Source organism: Geothrix alkalitolerans (genome assembly GCF_022808885.1).
GTDB classification, from domain to species: domain Bacteria; phylum Acidobacteriota; class Holophagae; order Holophagales; family Holophagaceae; genus Geothrix; species Geothrix alkalitolerans.
On the sequence record NZ_JAKZLE010000001.1, the window covers coordinates 339,274 to 357,330 of the forward strand.

Annotated in this window: 21 protein-coding genes; 6 read left to right on the forward strand and 15 right to left on the reverse strand. The window is 65.8% G+C overall.

Features of this window, described 5'->3' with window-relative positions:
* Nucleotides 1-4 precede the first annotated feature (4 nt).
* The 7 genes from MLJ35_RS01495 to MLJ35_RS01525 all read right to left on the reverse strand — a co-directional run bounded on the left by MLJ35_RS01495 (nt 5) and on the right by MLJ35_RS01525 (nt 4,235).
* Nucleotides 5-424: a VOC family protein gene (locus MLJ35_RS01495; RefSeq protein ID WP_243382440.1), complete on the reverse strand. Its 420-nt coding sequence runs from the start codon at nt 422-424 to the stop codon at nt 5-7.
* A gap of 43 nt (nt 425-467) precedes the next feature.
* Entirely contained in the window at nt 468-893 is a 426-nt protein-coding gene (locus tag MLJ35_RS01500; RefSeq protein ID WP_243382442.1) for a YciI family protein, read from the reverse strand.
* A 2-nt stretch (nt 894-895) separates the two neighbouring features.
* Nucleotides 896-1,351 carry a DoxX family protein gene (locus MLJ35_RS01505; RefSeq protein ID WP_243382444.1) on the reverse strand — a complete coding sequence of 152 codons (456 nt, stop codon included), beginning with the start codon at nt 1,349-1,351 and terminating at the stop codon, nt 896-898.
* A 342-nt stretch (nt 1,352-1,693) separates the two neighbouring features.
* The gene (locus tag MLJ35_RS01510) at nt 1,694-3,238 is read right to left on the reverse strand and encodes a M14 family metallopeptidase (RefSeq protein ID WP_243382445.1); all 1,545 of its coding nucleotides are present in this window, start codon (nt 3,236-3,238) and stop codon (nt 1,694-1,696) included.
* Nucleotides 3,239-3,339: 101 nt separating this feature from the next.
* Nucleotides 3,340-3,543, reverse strand: a complete 204-nt coding sequence (locus tag MLJ35_RS01515; protein WP_243383140.1) for a hypothetical protein — start codon at nt 3,541-3,543, stop codon at nt 3,340-3,342.
* Nucleotides 3,544-3,551: 8 nt separating this feature from the next.
* A complete protein-coding gene (locus tag MLJ35_RS01520) occupies nt 3,552-3,920 on the reverse strand; it encodes a 5-carboxymethyl-2-hydroxymuconate Delta-isomerase (protein ID WP_243319936.1) in 369 nt (122 codons plus the stop codon).
* 9 nt (nt 3,921-3,929) lie between these two features.
* On the reverse strand, nt 3,930-4,235 hold the full coding sequence (locus tag MLJ35_RS01525) for a DUF2164 domain-containing protein (RefSeq protein ID WP_243382447.1): 306 nt from the start codon (nt 4,233-4,235) through the stop codon (nt 3,930-3,932).
* A 62-nt stretch (nt 4,236-4,297) separates the two neighbouring features.
* Between MLJ35_RS01525 and MLJ35_RS01530 the strand changes: the two genes are divergently transcribed.
* Together MLJ35_RS01530 and MLJ35_RS01535 are read left to right on the forward strand one after the other, a co-directional pair.
* Entirely contained in the window at nt 4,298-5,527 is a 1,230-nt protein-coding gene (locus MLJ35_RS01530) for an MFS transporter (RefSeq protein WP_243382449.1), read from the forward strand.
* Nucleotides 5,528-5,817: 290 nt separating this feature from the next.
* Entirely contained in the window at nt 5,818-6,684 is an 867-nt protein-coding gene (locus MLJ35_RS01535) for a hypothetical protein (RefSeq protein ID WP_243382450.1), read from the forward strand.
* Nucleotides 6,685-6,694: 10 nt separating this feature from the next.
* Here the strand turns inward: MLJ35_RS01535 and MLJ35_RS01540 are convergent, their stop codons facing one another.
* The 3 genes from MLJ35_RS01540 to MLJ35_RS01550 are packed head-to-tail and all read right to left on the reverse strand — an operon-like array spanning nt 6,695 to nt 8,815.
* A complete protein-coding gene (locus MLJ35_RS01540) occupies nt 6,695-7,249 on the reverse strand; it encodes a hypothetical protein (protein WP_243382452.1) in 555 nt (184 codons plus the stop codon).
* A gap of 15 nt (nt 7,250-7,264) precedes the next feature.
* Complete coding sequence (locus MLJ35_RS01545) at nt 7,265-8,002, reverse strand: alpha/beta fold hydrolase (protein WP_243382454.1); 738 nt, start codon at nt 8,000-8,002, stop codon at nt 7,265-7,267.
* Between the two features lie 33 nt (nt 8,003-8,035).
* Entirely contained in the window at nt 8,036-8,815 is a 780-nt protein-coding gene (locus tag MLJ35_RS01550; RefSeq protein WP_243382455.1) for an AraC family transcriptional regulator, read from the reverse strand.
* 125 nt (nt 8,816-8,940) lie between these two features.
* On the opposite strand from MLJ35_RS01550, the gene MLJ35_RS01555 reads away from it, so the two are divergent.
* Nucleotides 8,941-9,306 carry an antibiotic biosynthesis monooxygenase gene (locus MLJ35_RS01555; protein ID WP_243382457.1) on the forward strand — a complete coding sequence of 122 codons (366 nt, stop codon included), beginning with the start codon at nt 8,941-8,943 and terminating at the stop codon, nt 9,304-9,306.
* On the opposite strand, the gene MLJ35_RS01560 is transcribed toward MLJ35_RS01555, so the two are convergent.
* The gene (locus MLJ35_RS01560; protein ID WP_243382459.1) at nt 9,287-10,039 is read right to left on the reverse strand and encodes an SDR family NAD(P)-dependent oxidoreductase; all 753 of its coding nucleotides are present in this window, start codon (nt 10,037-10,039) and stop codon (nt 9,287-9,289) included. The two genes, MLJ35_RS01555 and MLJ35_RS01560, sit on opposite strands and share 20 nt — an antisense overlap.
* A gap of 63 nt (nt 10,040-10,102) precedes the next feature.
* The gene (locus MLJ35_RS01565) at nt 10,103-10,558 is read right to left on the reverse strand and encodes an aminoacyl-tRNA deacylase (protein WP_243382461.1); all 456 of its coding nucleotides are present in this window, start codon (nt 10,556-10,558) and stop codon (nt 10,103-10,105) included.
* A 422-nt stretch (nt 10,559-10,980) separates the two neighbouring features.
* Here MLJ35_RS01565 and MLJ35_RS01570 point away from each other — a divergent pair, with 422 nt between their 5' ends.
* Nucleotides 10,981-11,508 carry a DinB family protein gene (locus MLJ35_RS01570; protein ID WP_243382463.1) on the forward strand — a complete coding sequence of 176 codons (528 nt, stop codon included), beginning with the start codon at nt 10,981-10,983 and terminating at the stop codon, nt 11,506-11,508.
* A gap of 148 nt (nt 11,509-11,656) precedes the next feature.
* Here MLJ35_RS01570 and MLJ35_RS01575 read toward each other — a convergent pair whose 3' ends face one another.
* A complete protein-coding gene (locus MLJ35_RS01575) occupies nt 11,657-12,577 on the reverse strand; it encodes an AraC family transcriptional regulator (protein ID WP_243382465.1) in 921 nt (306 codons plus the stop codon).
* A gap of 110 nt (nt 12,578-12,687) precedes the next feature.
* On the opposite strand from MLJ35_RS01575, the gene MLJ35_RS01580 reads away from it, so the two are divergent.
* Both MLJ35_RS01580 and MLJ35_RS01585 read left to right on the forward strand, forming a co-directional pair.
* A complete protein-coding gene (locus MLJ35_RS01580) occupies nt 12,688-13,431 on the forward strand; it encodes an SDR family oxidoreductase (protein ID WP_243382467.1) in 744 nt (247 codons plus the stop codon).
* 171 nt (nt 13,432-13,602) lie between these two features.
* Entirely contained in the window at nt 13,603-14,607 is a 1,005-nt protein-coding gene (locus tag MLJ35_RS01585; protein ID WP_243382469.1) for an oxidoreductase, read from the forward strand.
* Nucleotides 14,608-14,699: 92 nt separating this feature from the next.
* Here the strand turns inward: MLJ35_RS01585 and MLJ35_RS01590 are convergent, their stop codons facing one another.
* Together MLJ35_RS01590 and MLJ35_RS01595 are read right to left on the reverse strand one after the other, a co-directional pair.
* Nucleotides 14,700-17,018 (reverse strand): S8 family peptidase, encoded by a 2,319-nt coding sequence (locus tag MLJ35_RS01590; RefSeq protein ID WP_243382471.1) that lies wholly within the window; start codon nt 17,016-17,018, stop codon nt 14,700-14,702.
* 3 nt (nt 17,019-17,021) lie between these two features.
* Nucleotides 17,022-18,020 (reverse strand): AAA family ATPase, encoded by a 999-nt coding sequence (locus MLJ35_RS01595; RefSeq protein WP_243382473.1) that lies wholly within the window; start codon nt 18,018-18,020, stop codon nt 17,022-17,024.
* Nucleotides 18,021-18,057 lie beyond the last annotated feature (37 nt).

Here is an 18,057-nt window from a genome sequence, read left to right on the forward strand (position 1 = left end):
CCCTTCAACCGGCCTGCTGCTCATGGGGGATCGCCGACGGATCCATCCACACCGGCCCCCAGGCGTGCCCGTCCGGATCGGCGAAATCGCGGCCGTACATGAAACCGAGGTCCTGGATGGGGTTGATGTCGGCCTTTCCACCATGCGCGGCCGCGGCGGCGTTCATCGCATCCACCGCCTCCCGGCTCTCGCAGGAGAGGGAGAGCATCACCTCGCTGGAGGTGGGCGGAGGAATGGGCCGTGCCGTGAAGGTCCGCCACTTGGCATGGGTCAGGAGCATCACGTAGATGGCCTCGCTCCAGACCATGCAGGCCGCCGTCTCGTCCGAGAAGGCGGGATTGTTGGTGAAGCCGAGGGCGGCGTAGAAGGCCATCGACCTCTTGAGGTCGGTGACGGGCAGGTTCACGAAGATCATGTTCGGCATCGAAGGCTCTCCTTGGTGGCGTGGCGAAGGTGGGCTGGTGCGACTAGGCCTTGCCGGCGATCTGGGCGCGCAGGCGCTCCTCCTGCTCCCGCAGCTCGGGGGTGAACTCGGGGCCGAAGTCCTCGGCTTCGAAGACCTGGCGGAGCTCGATCTCGGCCGTCTCCCCCGTGGGATTGGGGCAGCGCTTGATCCATTCCACGGCCTCCGCCATCGACCGGACCTGCCAGAGCCAGAAGCCGGCGATCAGCTCCTTCGTCTCCGTGAACGGCCCGTCGGTCACGGTCCGCGTCGCGCCGGAGAACCGCACCCGCACGCCCTTCGAGCTGGGGTGGAGCCCTTCCCCCGCGAGCATCACGCCGGCCTTCACCAGCTCGTCGTTGTAGCGGCCCATGTCGGCCAGCAGCTTCTCGTCGGGGAGGGCGCCTGCCTCCGTATCCTGGGTTGCCTTGATCATGACCATGACGCGCATGTTCATTTCTCCTTGGAAGGGTTGGGGTTGGAAAGGTTGATCGTCCGGAGCGGCAGAAGCGCCGTGAGCCGCGCCTCGCGCAGGTACAGCCCTCCCCACACCAGTGCGGCCACATAGGTGGGGACGAGGATGTGGGAGAACAGGGGATCGCCGACCCGCACATGGGTGGCGACCGCGCCGCCCAGGTAGCCCGTGAGCAGGATGGCTCCGAGCACGGAGGTCCTGGGAACCGCGTAGAGCACGACGCAGGCGGACAGGGTGAGGCCGAGGGGGCGCGCGACGTTCTCCGGGTAGCCGAGCTTGATGCAGCCCTCGAGGACCGGCGGCAGCCGCATCACCTTCGCGAGGCCGTCGAAGGCCAGCAGCAGGACCGGCAGGGCGCTGAGGATGCGGCCCGCCCAGAGCCATCGGGGCCGGGTGGGGCCCGCGGAGGGGGCGGGCGAGGTGTTCGTGGGCATGGGGGCCTCCGTGGATGCGCTTCGGGGGGGAACCACGGGGTGCTTCCGCACGGTATGGCGGCAGACCCCGGATTCTACTCATGCGTCGAACGGAGGGCGGCGGGATCGACAGACTTTGAAACTTTTTTTGCGATTAATTATTAAACTGTTTATTTGGTGTAAATAAAATATCAATCGCCTGATGTTCGGCGGGCTTCTGCCTGAAAAAGCTGGAACCGCAGGGAGCGCGGAGAACGCAGAGGCGTCCAGGCCAGGACATCCGGGCCTCCGGCCCCGGGCCGCGCCTCGCGCGGCCCGTTTCTCGGGCGGCCTCAGGTTTCTTCCGGGAAGGGAAGGGCGGGCTCAACCCAGATCAGGCACGCGCCAGAGGGCCAGCTCGTCACCGGGGGTGGGGGCGGGCAGCAGGCCGTTCTCCACGGCACCGTCGTCGCTTTCGGCCTCGCAGAGGTAGGCGGCGATGGCGCCCAGGGGCTGGTCCGTGGGCACGAGGGACCAGCCGGTCGGCGCCTTCCGCGGGCCGCGCCGCCAGGATACGGACAGCTCGCCCACGGCGGCGGCCTCCAGGATGGCCCGGCCCCCTTCGGTCTCCAGGGCCTCCACCACCGGGACTTCCACCTCGAAGGTGCCCAGGGCCTCCTGGAGCGCCAGGCCGTGCAGGCGCAGGTGGGCGGCCACGGGCGGCGGCACCAGGTAGGCCGCGGGGCGGTCCACCACCAGGCTGCCCACGAAGCGGCCCAGGTGGGGGATCGTCACGGCGCTGGGCGCGCCCTCCAGGGTGCGGGGGGCGCGCGTGAGGATCTCCACGGGCTGGGGGAAGGCCTTCAGGTCGTAGCGCACGGCGATGCGGTTCCGGGGCGTGCGGCTCTCCGCCACGGTCTGCACCACCTCGTCCCGGTGGGCCGCCACGTACCGGAGCGTCTCCAGCATGAAGGCGTAGGCCGTGCGGACCCGCTCGGAGAAGGGAATGTAGCTGTAGCACTCCAGCAGCAGGTCCATGCGGCTGGTGAGGCCCCGGTAGTTGCTGCCGAAGCGCGGATGATGCGGATAGGTCATCCAGCCCTCGCGCACGGGAGCGCCGGGCTCGGCGTCGCGGTCCGCGTCCAGGGCCCGCTCGTCCTCCACGAAGTTGCCGTACCAGCCCGCGTCCAGGCCGTGGTTGGCCTTCAGGGCGGCGGTGACGGGCGGCAGCAGGCGTTGGCGCATGTACTCGATGGGCTCGCCCCGGCCGCTCTCCACCGTGTGGGGGATGTCGTAGGTCATGGAGAAGCGGTGCACCGAGCCGTTCGTCGCGTGGTTGTCGATGGTGAGGTCCGCGGCCCAGGGCTGGCACACGCGGGTTTGGAGCAGGCGCATCTCGGCGCCCTCGTACTTCAGGTAGTCGCGGTTCAGGTTGATCTTGGCGGCGTTCACGCGGGTGCCCACGCCGCTGTCAGGCCCGAGCTGGCCCGTGAGCTTGGGCAGGTGCAGCCTGCGGTTGCCGGGGTCGATGGCGTCGTTGCCGTCCGGGTTGAAGAGGGGCGCCACCACCAGCGTGAGGCTCTCCAGGATCTGGCCCGCGTCCAGGCCCGGCTTGCCGTCGAGCAGGTCGCGCACCAGCATCAGGCAGCCCTCCTTGCCCTCCACCTCGCCGGCGTGGATGCCGCTGATGACCAGCACCACGGGAAGGCCCAGGGCCCGCGCCTCCTCGGGGGTCTTCGCCCCGTGGGCGGAGAGCACCAGCAGGGGCAGCTCGCGGCCCTGGGGGCTCGCGCCGAAGCTGGTGACGTGCAGGCGCTTGTCGCCCTTGGCCCGTAGGCCCGCGATGAAGGTCATCACGTCCGCGTGGCGGCTGGTCTCCTCGTAGCGGGTGGCTTCGGCCCGGGTGAGCGGGGTGGTGGGCGGGGTCATGGCGGCTCCGGGAGTGGAGGGGTATTCTCACGCCCCGGGCACCCGGCGTCCATCGGGAGCGCGCGGGTTGGGGATCGAAGCCACCTTCCGCGGCTCCGGCCCTACATCCGCTTCAGCACCTGCTGCCCCAGGTGGCTCACGCGGTAGTGCCCGGCCGGGCGCTCGCGGATGAGGTCCTGGCGCTCCAGGTAGGCCAGGTCGGCCTCCGCGGCCCCGGCCTTCAGCAGGTGGTCCCGGGCCACGTCCGGGTGCTTGGCCACCAGCTGCAGCAGCATCTTCTGGCGGGGCGTGATGGATTCGGCCACGGGGGCTCCTAGGGTTCGCTGGTCTGGCGACGGTAGCTGGCGCGGTGCAGCTCGCTGACCTGCACGGTGAGGTTCAGGCGCATGGCCGCCGAGGTGCGGGGGAAGGCCCTGGCGAGCAGGGCCATCAGGGCTTCGCTGAGCTGCGCCTTCACCGCGTCCTCGCGGCCTTCCATGATCTGCAGGTCCAGGGTGACGAAGGCCCGGTCCGGCGCGCCGTCCCCCACCCGGAAGGTCCGGTGCAGGATGACGCGGCTCTTGAGGTCCTCCTCGCGGAAGAGGCCCGTGGCCGTCAGGGTCCCGTGGAGCCGCTCCAGCAGGCCCGCCCAGTCTGGCACGTCCAGCAGGTTGTCCGAGGCTTCGAGGATGCAGTGGGGCATGGCCGGCGCCTACCTTCCCCCGAGGGGCCTTCCGGCCAGGGGCTTGCGAGCCACCTTCTTCTTCGCGCCCTTGTCCCAGTAGTCGGATTCGTCGGCGAAGCAGATGTCCGAGAGCTCGCTCACGCGCTCCTGCACGCAGGCCTGGGCATCGGCCACCGCCTGGTTGTAGATGGCCGGGCCGAGCTCCACCAGGCAGAAGCGCAGGAACGTGTCCGCTCCCAGGTCGCCGAGGCTCACGCCGTATTCCTCACTCACGAAGCGCTGGATGGGGCCGCGCAGGCGCTTCTCGGTGTCGGGGGTGAGCTTGATGTCCATGGGCGACCTTCTGCCGGCGGGCGGCCGGGCAAGTGTACAGTGGGGGCTCTCCGAGAGGTACCATGCCCTCGAATGCCCGCCTGGATTCCGACGGTCGCCTGCTCTTCGTGACGCGGGCCGCGCGGATGTTCTCGTACGGCTTCCTGTCCGTGGTGCTGGTGCTCTACCTGGCCGGCCTGGGCTTCAGCGAGGGGCGCATCGGGTTGCTGCTCACGCTGACCCTGGTGGGCGACACGCTCATCTCGCTCTGGATCACCCTCCACGCCGACCGCCTGGGCCGGAAGAAGATGCTGATGGTGGGCGCCGCCCTCATGGTGGCGGCGGGCATCCCCTTCGCCCTCAGCGGCGATTTCACGGTGCTGGTGCTGGCGGCCACCTTCGGCGTCATCAGCCCCTCGGGCAACGAGGTGGGGCCCTTCCTGGCCATCGAGCAGGCGGCCCTCTCCCAGGTGCTGCCCGGGGAGCGCCGCACCGGCGTCTTCGCCTGGTACAACCTCACGGGCTCCTTCGCCACCGCCCTGGGCGCCCTGGCCGGGGGCTGGTCCGCCCAGGCCCTCCAGGCCGCGGGCCACGCCCCCGTGGCCAGCTACCGCGTCCTGGTCTTCGCCTACGCCGCCGTGGGGCTGCTTCTCGCCGCGCTCTTCGCGCGGATGTCGCCGGCCGTGGAGGCGCCGCCCGCCGCGGCCCACGCCAGCCGCTGGGGCCTGCACGCCTCCAAGGGCGTGGTGCTGCGGCTGTCGGCGCTGTTCTCGCTGGATGCCTTCGCCGGCGGCTTCGTCATCCAGAGCATCATGGCCTACTGGTTCCACATCAGGTTCGGCGTGGCGCCGGGGGCGCTGGGATCGATCTTCTTCGCGGCCAACATCCTCGCGGGCCTCTCCAGCCTGTACGCCGTGAAGCTGGCGGAGAAGATCGGCCTCGTCCGCACCATGGTCTTCACCCACATCCCCTCGAACGTCCTGCTGATCCTCGTGCCGCTGATGCCCACCCTGCCGCTCGCGGTGGCCATGCTGCTGCTGCGCTTCAGCATCTCCCAGATGGACGTGCCCACGCGCCAGGCCTACACCATGGCCGTGGTGGCGCCGGACGAGCGCTCCGCCGCCGCCGGCGTCACCGGCATCGCCCGCACCACCGGGGCGGCGATTTCGCCCTCGCTGGCCGGACCCCTGCTCGCGGTGCCTGCCCTGGCCGGCGCGCCCTTCCTCATCGCCGGCACCCTGAAGATCCTCTACGACCTGCTGCTCTACCGGAGCTTCAAGGCCTCGGACGTGGGGAAGTCCGAACGCACCTGAACCTGGATCGCATGGGGTCCATGGGATGGCGGAGGGCTCCAGCCCGCCCGAGCCCTCGATCGTGAGCCGGCTCCGGGGCGACAAGGCCTCGCAGGCCGCCGCCGTTCACCGCCTCCTGGCGCGTCCCCGCCGGGCATGGGAAGCCGCCTGCTACCCGAATTCTGGCTTGTGACCACCAGGTTTGCTATTGGATTAAAACGATCACTCAATGGTGTAACAACATAAAAAATACCAAGTATGGACAATGAATCGGGACTACCCTCGGGTCCGCCCTCTGGAGGTGGGCTTCCATGAAGCATTCCCTCTTCTCCCCATTCCCGGCTTTCCGGCTGGCCTTCTTCCTGGCCCCGGTTCTCCTCGCCCCATCCCTCGCGACCCTGCGGGCCCAGGGCGGTCCCCAGCCGCCGCCCCCGCTCCTGATGGTCTACCGCGAGGCGGTCAAGCCAGGCCACGGCGCCGCCCACGCCGCCACCGAGTCCGCCTGGAGCCGGGCTCTGGCCAAGGGCAAGTCCTCGGAGCACTACCTGGGCATGAGCTCCCTCACGGGGCCCTCGGAGGCCTGGTTCTGCATGGGCTTCCGGTCCTACGCGGACTGGGAGGCCAAGCAGCAGGAGCAGGAGAAGAACATGGCCCTGAAGAAGGAGGTCGACGCCATCTCGCAGAAGGATGGTGAGCACCTCAGCGAGGCGCAGAGCTTCCTGTCCTCCTACCGGAAGGACCTGAGCTACGGGCCCGACGTGGAGATCGGGAAGATGCGGTACATGCGGGTGCGCACCTTCCGGGTCAAGCAGGGCATGACCAAGGCCTTCGAGGATGCCGTGAAGATGGCCATCGCCGCCTATGAGAAGAGCCACTTCCCGGCCTCCTTCGCCTTCTACGAGGTCGAGGCCGGCACCTGGTCGCCCACCTACGTGGTGCTGCGTCCCATGAAGTCCCTGGCGGACATGGACGCGATGGACACCGCCAACAAGGCCTTCATGGACGCCCTGGGCGAGGAGGGCCGGAAAGCCATGCAGAAGGCGTTCGTGGAGACGGTCAACGGGGTGAGCAACCAGCTCTTCGCCTTCAGCCCCAAGCTGAGCTACCCCAGCCCCGGCCTCATCGCCAGCGATCCGGCCTTCTGGGCGCCCAAGCCCGCGAAGGAACCCGCGAAGTAGGGCCCGGCGCTCAGCCTTCGTCAACGTCCTGCGGCGGATGCTTGTCTTCCGCCGTGGGCTTGGCGAACCGCTGGGCGCGCAGGTGGAAGTCGTCCGTGAATACCCGGCGCACGGGCGGGGGCGGGGCGGCGTCGGCCACCCGCTTGGCCTTCCGCACGCGCCACAGGCCCCAGGCGGCGGGCAGCAGCAGCAGCACCGGGTACTCCAGCAGCACGCGCAGGGGCGTCAGGCGGAACTGGGTGGGGCGCAGGCCGTCGGCGTACCAGGCGTCGAGGATCCACACCTCGTCGTCCGGGCGCAGCTCCGCCGCCTCGGCCTTGGCCATCTTGAGCACCTGCTCCGAGTCCCCCTGCTTCACCGTCACGAAGTCGGTGATCTGGCTGTCGGGGTCCCGGTCGACGCTGCGCACCTCCACGTGGGCCACGCCAGGCCGCTGCGCGTGGCAGAAGGGGTTCAGCGCCAGCAGGAAGACCTGCACCAGCAGGATCCACAGCACCGCCCCCACCACCGCCCAGAGGGTGATGAGGACGGACCAGCGGATCGCGGGGCGGGCGAGGAAGGGCATGGGGGGAGTATCCCATCACCTGGCATTCGGCAGGCGGTTCAGGAAGGCCTCGATGGCCTGGAGGCAGGCGTCGGGGCGGGTCTGCAGGAGCCAGTGCGGGCCCTGCAGGCGCGTGATGTCCAGGTTGGGAAGGTGGGCGCGGAGCCAGGCGGTGGCGGAAGGGGGCACCAGGCGGTCCCGGGCGGCGACGAGCGCCAGGACGGGCACCTGGATGCGGCCCAGCAGCGGCGTCTGGTCCACGGCCACCACGGCGCGCAGGCGGGCCTTCACCGTGGCGGCCGGCACCTGGGGGACCAGGGTGCGCAGGAGGTCCATGAGCGGCTCCGTGGCCCAGCGGCCCAGGAGCAGGAACCGGATCACCGCCGTCGGCAGGCGGTTGGGCAGGATGGGCAGCAGCGGCGACAGCCGGCCCAGGCCGGGCCGGGGGTTCTTCGCGAAGGTGCCGCAGAGCACCGCGCCCACCAGGTACTCCGGCGCCTCCGCCGCCAGGGCCAGGGCCACGGGGCCCGAAAAGGACTCCCCCAGCAGCAGGAAGGGCCGGTCCCTCGGCAGCAGCGTGCGGGCGAAATGGGCGCAGGCCGGGTAGGACACCAGGGCCGGCGGATAGCGCACCACCCGCGCCTCAAAGCCCGCGGCCTCCAGGGCCGCCACGAAGGGCCCGAACATGATCCCCGTGCCGTCCAGGCCCGGCAGCAGGACCAGGAGCGGACGCTCAGCGCGGGCCGGCGAAGGATCGGAACCTGGGAGGGACATGGGGGCAGTATCCCAGCTTCGCGCGGGAAGGCCTCAGAGGCAGAACTGCGCCGCGTGGAGGAAGGCCCTCGGCGCCACGCCCACGGCGGCCACGACCTGGCGGATGAAGTGGGCCTGGTCGTAGTACCCCGCGTCCAGGGCGAGCCGGGTCAGGGGCGTCCCCGGGCGATGGGCGCCGAGGGCCCGGCGCAGGCGGAGGATGGAGGCCACCTGCTTGGGGGAGGCCCCGACGCTCCGGCGGAACCGCTTCTCCAGCCCATCGACGCTCAGGCCGAGCTCTCCCGCGAGGGGCGCGACGCGCAGGGACGGATCGGCCCGGAGGGCCCGTAGCGCGGCGCCCACCACCGGATCCCCGCGCCAGTCCCGGCGCGCCCTCTGCGCCAGCAGGAACCGCTCGAGGACGTCCACGCGCGCCCGGTGGTCGCGGGCCGCACGGATGCCGGCGGAGGCCGCCTCCACCACCCGGGGATCCGCCAGCTCCTCGAGCGGCAGGGTGGCCCCGAAGAGCTGGTGCAGCGGCGGATCGAAGAAGGCCCCGGCCGCGCCGTCCCGGAACTTCGCCAGGACGATCCCGCTGCCGGCGGCGGTGACCATGCGGCGGGCCGTGGCCCGCAGGCCCGTCACGACGTGGTCCGGGACCTCGAGCCGCGCGGTGCCCTCCATCAGGGTCGACGAACCCGCGTAGCGGAAGCCGAGGATCAGCCCCGTCTCGGGGATGAGCAGCTTCTCCGTGGCGCCGTCCGCCTCGATGATCTGGAAGGCGCGGACGAAGGGGGCGAGCGCTTCGGTCGGGGCGAAGGTGTGGACCTGCATGGGGTGATCCTACTCCTGCCCGAAGCTCATGCATGGAGTTCCTGAATTCATACAAGTTCTGGATGGCCGTCACGACAAGAATCCAGAGAGCGGCACGATGCGTTCCGCTACCCCCAGGAGCCCCCATGTCCCCCTTCTCCCTCGACCTCGACCGCGAGCCCGGACTCTGCTTCCTGCACGACGCCTTCACGGTGCCCGAGGCCGCCCGGGCCGCGTTCACGGACCGGATGCAGCAGAACCTGGCCTTCATCCGCACCCTGCCCGGCTTCCGGGGCCACCTGGTCCTCGAGCAGCGGGACGGGGCGTCCGCCTTCAACCTCGTGACCCTCGCCGCCTGGGCCAGCCGCGACGCCTATGAAGCGGCGGGCCGCGAGGTCCGCGCCCACTACCAGCGGCTCGGGTTCGACCTGCCCGCGGCCCTGAAGGGCTGGGGTGTCGAGATGGTGCGGGGGATCTACCAGGCCGCCGAGGTCAGGACTTCCCGGCCGTGAAGCCGCCATCCACCATCAGGAGGGCCCCGGTGGTGAAGCTGGCCTCGTCGCTCAGGAGGAAGGCCACGGCGTGGGCCACCTCCTCCGGGCGGCCCAGGCGACCCAGAGGGTGCAGCTCGATGAGCGCCCGGCGCACATCGGGGTCCAGGCCCGAGAGCAGGGGCGTGTCGATGTAGCCCGGCCCCACGGCGTTCACGCGCACGCCCTTGGCGGCGGCCTCCAGCGCCAGCGTGCGGGTGAGGTTCACCACCCCACCCTTGGCCGCCGAGTAGGCCGCCACCATGGTCTGGCCGAACACGCCCAGGATGGACGCGCAGTTCACGATGCTGCCGCTGCCCTGCGGGTACATCTGGCGCAGCGCCGCCCGGGCCACGCGGAACACGCCGATGAGGTTGATGTCGATCACCCGCAGGAAGTCCTCGTCGCTGGTGGCGTGGGCCAGGCTCATGCCGCCGATGCCGGCATTGTTGAACACACCGTCCAGGCGGCCCAGCTCCTTGACGGTGTCGGCGATGAGCCGGTCCACCTGGTCCGTGGCGGTGACATCGCAGGGCCGGAACAGGCAGCGGCCCGCGTGGCGGCCGTCCAGGTCCTTGGCATGGGCCACGCCCTGGGAGGTGGGCAAGTCCGCGAGGACGACGCTGGCGCCCTCGTCCAGGCAGCGCACCGCCGTGGCCAGCCCGATGCCGCTGGCCCCGCCGGTGATGAGGATGGACTTGCCCTTCAGGCGCATGGAAACCTCCTCACGGGGCCCGGCGCGCCGGGCGCCGCCCGGGAAAGGCCGATCTCAGCGGATCTACATGTCCACGAGCTTCGGGTGCGTCAGGCGCTCGAAGTCCTTGTAGGCCATGCGGATCAGCTCGGTGTGGGAGCCGGCGTTGAAGGCGATCTCCGGGTCCGCCGCCAGGTGCGGCTCCACGTAGACGTCCATGCCGTACAGGTTCCCGAAGGGCGGCATGGCGCCGGGCTCGCACTCGGGGAAGTCGCCGATGAACTCGCGCTCGTCGGCCAGCTCGACGTTGACGGCCCCGGTGGCCTTGCGCAGGCGCTCCAGGTCCACCTTGCGGTCGGCGGGCAGCACCGCCATGGCCAGGTGGCCGTCCAGGTTCACCATGACGGTCTTGGCCATCTCCTTGCCTTTGATGTGGGCGGCCCCGGCCACCGAAGTGGCCGTGAAGGCCAGCGGGTGATGGATGATCTGGTGGACCACCCCGTTCTGATTGAGGAATTCCTCCAGCTTCGTCGTGGCCATGGCAGCCTCCTTCGACACAGCGCACCCCCAAGGATGGGGCCGGCCTGGGGTCGGTGCCATCGGAGCCTTCGGGCGGGGTGGAGGAAAGGTTTTCTGGAGCCACCGATGAACATCGATGAAAGCGGAACTGCTTTTCGCCACCGATTTCACCGATTTCAGTGATTACCGCGACCAGGCAGCATGGGCGGAGCCGGGGGCGCCGCCGCCGTGCCTTCTGGGAGCGCGGCCACGGCGCCCCCGGCTCCCTTCCGGCGACGCCGGAAGCCGCCTCCGGCGGGCCCATGCGGAGAACTTGCGGCGCGCCATCAGCGTCATCAGCGGAATCGGTGGCGAAAAGATCTTTTCAATCGGTGGCCATCAGTGGCCCTTTCGCGAGCCCCCGGATCTGGGTAGGCTCTCTCCCCACCCCCACGGAGGACCCCATGGCGAGCACCCCGGATCCACAGGACGCCACCGCCGCCTACCGGGCGAGAATCCTGGGGTTCCTGGGGGACCGGGATCCGCTCGAGGTGCTGGGCTCGACGGGCGACGTGCTGGCGGGCCTGGTGCGGGACCACGCCGGGAAGCGGCTGCAGACCCGGCCCATCGCCGGGAAGTGGACGCCCTGCGAGGTCATCGGCCACCTCTGCGACTGCGAGTGGGTCTACGGCTACCGCACCCGGCTCATCCTCTGCGAGGAGAACCCGCCCATGCAGGTCATGGACCAGGATCAGTGGGTGGTGGGGCAGCACCACAACGCGCGCGACCCCCGGGAGCTCGTCGAGACGTTCCGCGCCCTGCGCCCCCACAACCTGCGCCTCTGGGGGAGCCTCACGCCGCAGGAGCTCGCGCGCGCCGGCCGGCACAGCGAGCGCGGCCCCGAGTCCCTGGGCCAGCTCCTGCCCATGCTCGCGGGCCACGACCTCCTGCACCTGGACCAGCTGAAGCGGCTGCTCATGGCCATCGTGTAGGCGGGCCGCGGCTCATCCGCTTATCCCCCCGCGGATCTCCGTGACGGCCTGCGGCGGGGCGGCCCGGGCGGGTCCGGATCCTCGCCTGGTCGCCAGGGCCGGGTCCGGGTTCCAGCCATCCCGCGAGGCCCGTCCAGCCCGGGATCCGTCATCCCTCGCCTGCAGCTGCGCCCACGGGGGGTCGCGCGAACCGGCTCGGAGGTTGGCCCACGTGCCTGCTGAAGGCGGTGCTGAAGGTGCTCGCGGAGGCGTAGCCGACGCGCTCGGCCACCTCGGTAATGCCGAGATCGCGTCGGCGCAGCAGATCCTTCGCCACGGCCATGCGCCAGGCGAGCAGGTATTCCATGGGGGGGGTGCCGATGGTACGGGTGAAGCGCTCGAAGAAGGCCGATCGCGACAGGGCGGCCGTCTTCGCGAGCTGGGCGACGGTCCAGGCGCGCGCGAGCTGGCCGTGCATCTGCCGCAGGGCCGGCGCGAGGTGGGCATCGGCCAGCCCGCGAAGTAGCCCGGGAGGCGCGTCTCCACGTGTGGTCGACCGCAGGGCCTCGATGAGCAGCACCTCCACGAGGCGGGCAAGCACGAGCTCGCGGCCCGGCCTCTGCCCGGTGGATTCCTCGCCGACGAGCCGCACCAGCAGGGAGAGGCGCTCGACGCCCCGCACGTGCACCACGGCGGGCAGCAGCGACACCAGCATGGCCGCATCGGGAGAATCAAAGATGAAGTAGCCGCCCAGCATCCGCGCATCGGCGGGGCCATCGGGCCTGCCGTGGCGGACTTCATCCGTGGGCGCGGGCGCCACCTTGGGGTCGATGCGCTCGGGTTCCACCGCCTCGAACCCGGACATGGTGAAGCCTGGCGTCGCCGGAAGCAGCACGAAGTCACCCGCCCCGAGGGTGAGGGCAGGGTGTCCATCGACCGCGAGCCGGCAGCTCCCCTCGAGGACGGCGCTGAAGCTCGGGTGGCCAAACTCCGAGTAGCGGACACCCCAGCGGCCCGCCCCGCTGATCTGCTTGGAGAACACGGTGCGCGGCTGGAGCAGCGCGATGACTTCCGAAAGGGGGTCGCTCAATGGTGGACTCTCGCAAATGAAATGAGGACTTTGCATCATAGAAAGTCCGGATCGGGATTCCTATTCTAGGCAGGTCCATCCGATGGTGGACCTCCAAAAAGGTGACCACCATGAAGACCGTGCTCATTACGGGTGCCTCCTCCGGCTACGGCCTCGAGACCGCGCGCCACTTCCTCGCCCAGGGCTGGAACGTGATCGCCACCATGCGGACGCCGCGCCAGGACGTTCTGCCCCGGTCCGAGCGGCTCCGGATCCTGGCGCTCGATGTGACGAAGCCCGAAAGCATCACGGCCCTGCTCGAGACCTGCGGGCCCTTCGATGTGCTCGTGAACAACGCGGGCATTGGGGTTGTCGGCGCCTTCGAGGCCACGCCGATGGCCACCGCGCGCGAGGTGTTCGAGACCAACACCTTCGGCGTCATGGCCATGACGCAGGCGGTCCTGCCGCAGTTCCGCGCCCGGAAGTCCGGGGTGGTGGTGAACGTGACCTCCAGCGTGACCCTGGCGCGCATGCCGCTGGCGGCGGTGTACACGGCGAGCAAGGCGGCCATCGAAGGGTTCACCGGGTCGCTGGCCTTCGAGCTCGAGGCCTTCCACGTGCGGGTGAAGCTGGTCGAGCCGGGCTACGCCCCCACCACGCGCTTCGCGAGCAACGGGAGCCAGCGCATGGAAGGGCTCATCCCGGAGGCCTACGCGCCCTTCGCGGAGCGGGTCTTCGCGGCCTTCGCGCAGCCAGCCGCGGTGACGCGCGAGACCGATGTGGCCGAGGCCGTGTGGCGCGCCGCGGTTGACACCACGGGGCAGCTGCGGTTCCCCGCGGGCGCCGATGCGGTGGCCCTGGCCCAGGCGCGATGAAGGAGGGTGGCGCGAGGCGCCGCAGCTGGCCGGCCCCGGCCGCAAGGCTGGCCACCCCCTCCGTGGAAGGCCGGGTTTGCCCGGGGGGATGAGCGGCATGACATGGAGGCCTGCGGATTCGCGGAGGAACGGAGGCGAACGCCGCTATCCTGCCTGTCCGAGGAGCCGACCATGCCCAGCCCGCAGACGCCCCTTCCTTCCGGTTTCGGACCCGCCACCACGGCCCGCGAGGTGCTGCGGGGGCTGGATCTCACGGGCCGCGTGGCCGTGGTGACCGGCGGCTCCGCGGGGCTGGGGCTGGAGACCACCCGGGCCCTGGCGGAAGCCGGGGCCACGGTAGTGGTGCCGGCCCGGAACGTGGCGAAGGCCCGCGCGGCGGTGGCGGGGCTGGCGCGCGTGGAGGTGGCCCCCATGGACCTGCTGGACCCGGCCTCCATCGACGCCTTCGCGGTGGCATTCCTGAGCACGGAGCGGCCCCTGCCCATGCTCATCAACAACGCCGGCATCATGGCCACGCCCCTCACGCGGGATGCCCGGGGCTACGAGGCGCAGTTCGCCGCGAACCACCTGGGCCACTTCCAGCTCACGGCGCGGCTCTGGCCGGCGCTGCTGGCGGCCGGATCCATGCCCGGGGGCGCGCGGGTGGTGGCGCTCTCCTCCCGGGGCCACCAGCGGGCCGGGGTGGACCTCGACGATCCGAACTTCGAGCGCCGGCCCTACGACAGGTGGCAGGCCTACGGCCAGGCCAAGAGCGCCAACGTGCTCTTCGCCGTGGGGCTCGACCGGCGCGGGGAGGCCCGCGGCGTCCGCGCCTTCGCCGTGCATCCGGGCGTGATCCTCACGGACCTGGGCCAGCACATGACGGACGAGGACCGGCAGGCCTTCGGGCTGACGGCGGCGGACGGTCCCGGCACCGTGCCCGCGGGCCGCTCCGTGGCCGAGGGCGGCGACTTCAAGAACGCCCAGCAGGGCGCCGCCACCAGCGTCTGGTGCGCCACCAGCCCCCAGCTCGCCGGCCGGGGCGGCGTCTACTGCCAGGACTGCGACGTGGCGCCCATCCTGCCGCCCGGCGCCCCCGGCACCGTCGGCGTCCGCCCCCACGCCATCGACCCCGAGGCCGCCGAGCGGCTGTGGAGCCTTAGCGAGCGGCTCACGGGGGTGCGGTTCGCGGTGTGAGGCTTCGGGGGATTCTTAGTTAATCGAAACCCTGGGGAAGGGCGGTGTCCTTGGGTGTAAGTCCGTAATATATCGCAAAGTGTGATAATAAATCAAATCCTAACCTTGGCCCGCTCACGTAGCTGTAAAACGGTGCGAATTTGGGTGTAGAGTTTTGCTTCTTCGTTTTCACGGTCGAATATCTTAATTGCTAATGCGTAAGGCTCCTTATTTTCGCAGTCAGCCCATGAATTATCATTACGGGTGACAACGATAAACATGGATTTTGGCCTAGAGCGTTTTATCATCCAAGTTGTGCATTGGGCTGTCCCTTTAGATCTTTTTTGAGATCCATAACACATTTTGTTGCATGAAACCTCTGGAATTCTATTATATTCATCTATGGGGGTTGATTTATTAAACATTTTAACTGCCTCAGCCAGGTTGTTGGCCTCGACAAGTTTGAATTCCATCCGAATCGCTTTGTAATTAACACGAGTCGTTCTTGTTGGAGGGCAATGGGCTAGCGCGATTGTGATTTCTCTTGTGCGGGACCTCCGCCCTTCGCCATAGAAGGATTTCGGAAGTGGGACTTCATAGAAATGATTGGATTTATTTTCTAGCTCTGCTTCTGATATTAGAGTTACCTCGTCTTCAGTGGACCTAAATAAACCAGAAGATTCAATTACACCGTAACCCACTGTTCGCGAGAGTATATCTTCATCACTTGAAAATAATAGTTTACATGCGTGCGGAATTCTGGCATTTGCAATTAGAAGGGCTTTAATGAGGTTTGTAGAAGTCCCAGGAGGCATATTCCCTAATAGTTTTGTGGCTACATGGGCTACATGTGGAACAGCGAAGCTTGTCCCGGGCTTTTCCGAAAGAACTCTTCCAGTGGCGAAATCCCCTGAAGTAGAAAGTTCACCTAGTCCCTTCTCCTTAATTCTATTTGTTGTGAGATGTAAAGCCCAATTGCCACCATAGGCAACCAATTCGGGTTTGATAGCATCTCTTACTGATGTCCCACAACGGCTAAAAGGTGATATCTGGTCATGTCTTGCGATAGGGCGTTCGTGGGGGTCATTTGGCCATCTGGAGGAATTGAAAGTTTCATCCCATCTTGCTAGGCTTCCAATTGTCAACACATTCAATGCGGGAGCTGGATCAATCAGTCTCGCAGATGGCTCTAAAAGATAGTCGGGATAATTCCCTCGAAGGTGTGATATTGGAACATCCTCGTAATTGCCAGTTGGAACTATGAATAATATACCTAATTCACGTGAGAGTCGATCAAGCGTATAGGCGACTCCCCGTACATGGCCTCCGTGATATGGTTTATTTGCATCGCCATATGCTAGGTTGAAGATTTTACACCCGTAATTATCATAAAAGTATCTAACGGCTTCTTCTATGACATTTTCGATTAGCCTTGTATTTGCTTCAGCCTTATCGTCTAGAATTCGACCTGATAATAACCATAATTCTGGGGAAAAGGATTTTGAACGCCAGCATTCTTCTATATCTCCGTACAGCGCAATCCCCGCCACGTGTGTTCCGTGACCGGCCTCGTCATGCGCATCGCGGTCCGGATCCAAAAAACCTTGCGCGTCTGCAAGGGCTGATTTAAGAAGGGGGTGCCCACCAGCAATTCCGCTGTCCAAAACAGCAATAAAGGGGGCATTTTCTGGTGGGGGGAGAGGGTCGGGAATGTCTTGAAGATCTGTGCTAATAGCCTCAATCGCCATACCATAGAGTGGGAGAAGGTCTACTGTCCGAATATCTCTATGATTTAATAATAAAGTCGCCTGATTGATATTACATTCTACGCGGTATAAAATTAAACTTTCGTGATTTATGCTATCTAAAATCTTCATCCCATTTTGTAAAGCCCATGTTTGGAAGGAATTGAGCATTGATTGGCGATCTGATGCGGAATTGATGGGCCAAAGCTCAATGTCCAAGCGGAATTCGGCGGTAGAAGGTAAGCCTTCATTTTTCAGGGCCCAGCCTTTACGGTCTTCTTCTGTCCAGCAGTCAAACGCATTTAAGGCGTATAATATTTGGGCATATTTAGGGGTATCTCCAGCGGCCATAGTGGCTAGTCGAGCCTCGAAATCCGCCAATGCTGATTGACTGGCAAATGCAAGGACATGCCCCCCATCTTCTTGGCTTACGACTTCAACACCAGGGAAACCTTGCTCAATTATTTCTGGCTGAAGTGTGCCAACTTGTAATTTAAATAATGGTCTTTCATCAAATCCTTGAATATTTTTTTTCGACGCAGCTAATGCTTTAGAATAACTTATTTGAAGCTGGCATGCGTGTCCCTTGATATCAGCAGGCGGCGTGACCCGAGGGCCACGCCCGGGTCGCTTTTCTGTGATGGGTTGTTCTCGGTCGATTCGCAAATGGGGGAATACTTCGGCCATATTTTATTGACCTCCATTTGATGAAGCTTTTCTAAGCATCTCCCTTTCGTGGGCTTTCTCAATATGTCTCAGTTGTAGAAACTCTTGGCCTTTAAGAATCATTTCTTTGATGGCTCGACGTAAAATTCGTTCGACATCGGCATGAGACATCCGCAAAAATAGATCTAATAGATAATTGTCGTTGATTTCAAAATCTCTCCTAACTCCTCTTAATTTTATGATGAGAAGTTGAAGCAAAACCTCTTTGTCGGGTGGATTGAAATATAATATTTCTTCGAATCTTCGCCAAATGGCAGAGTCTAGAATTAGTTCGTGATTTGTTGCGGCGATGATAATGCTTTTACCCTGGTAAGAATCCAACATCTGAAGCACTGCATTCACCACGCGTTTTAGCTCGCCATGGTCGCTGGCATCAGACCTTTCTTTCCCGAGGGCATCAAATTCATCAAATAGCGCGATGGTCGGTACGGATTCAATAAAATCAAAGACTTTTCTAAGGTTGGATGCTGTTTCACCAAGGTAAGACGAAACAACGCTGTCGAGTCTTATAAGAGCTAAGGGGCGATCAAGTTCAGAAGCAATTGCCTCTGCCGTCAATGTCTTTCCGCATCCTGGCGGACCACAGAATAATATCCTATCTGCCGGACGCAGACCATAATTTCTGAGGATGTCAAATCGATGATGCTCTTCAATTAAGTCGTCGATACATTGACGTCCCTTCTGGCTGAGTGCGACTTCGTCAAGACGATGGATAGGCTCCTTTACGATCATTAACGGTAGGCCCCGCTCCTGATCAAATGGAACCCGATCATTCAACCCATTACGAAACGGGTGACTTGGTCTGATATCACCATGAAGGATGCGCTCCAAATCATTTGCCAGTAAATGGTGTTGCTTTTGGCGTTCCTCTTGAATGACAAATTGCGATGCCTCTTTAAAAGCAACAATATCTCCACTGGCGCCTGCACGCATCAGCTGACGAAGGACCTTCCCGCTCGCCATGGCACCCTCCCTCCTCATTTGGTAATGTGTGCTTTGG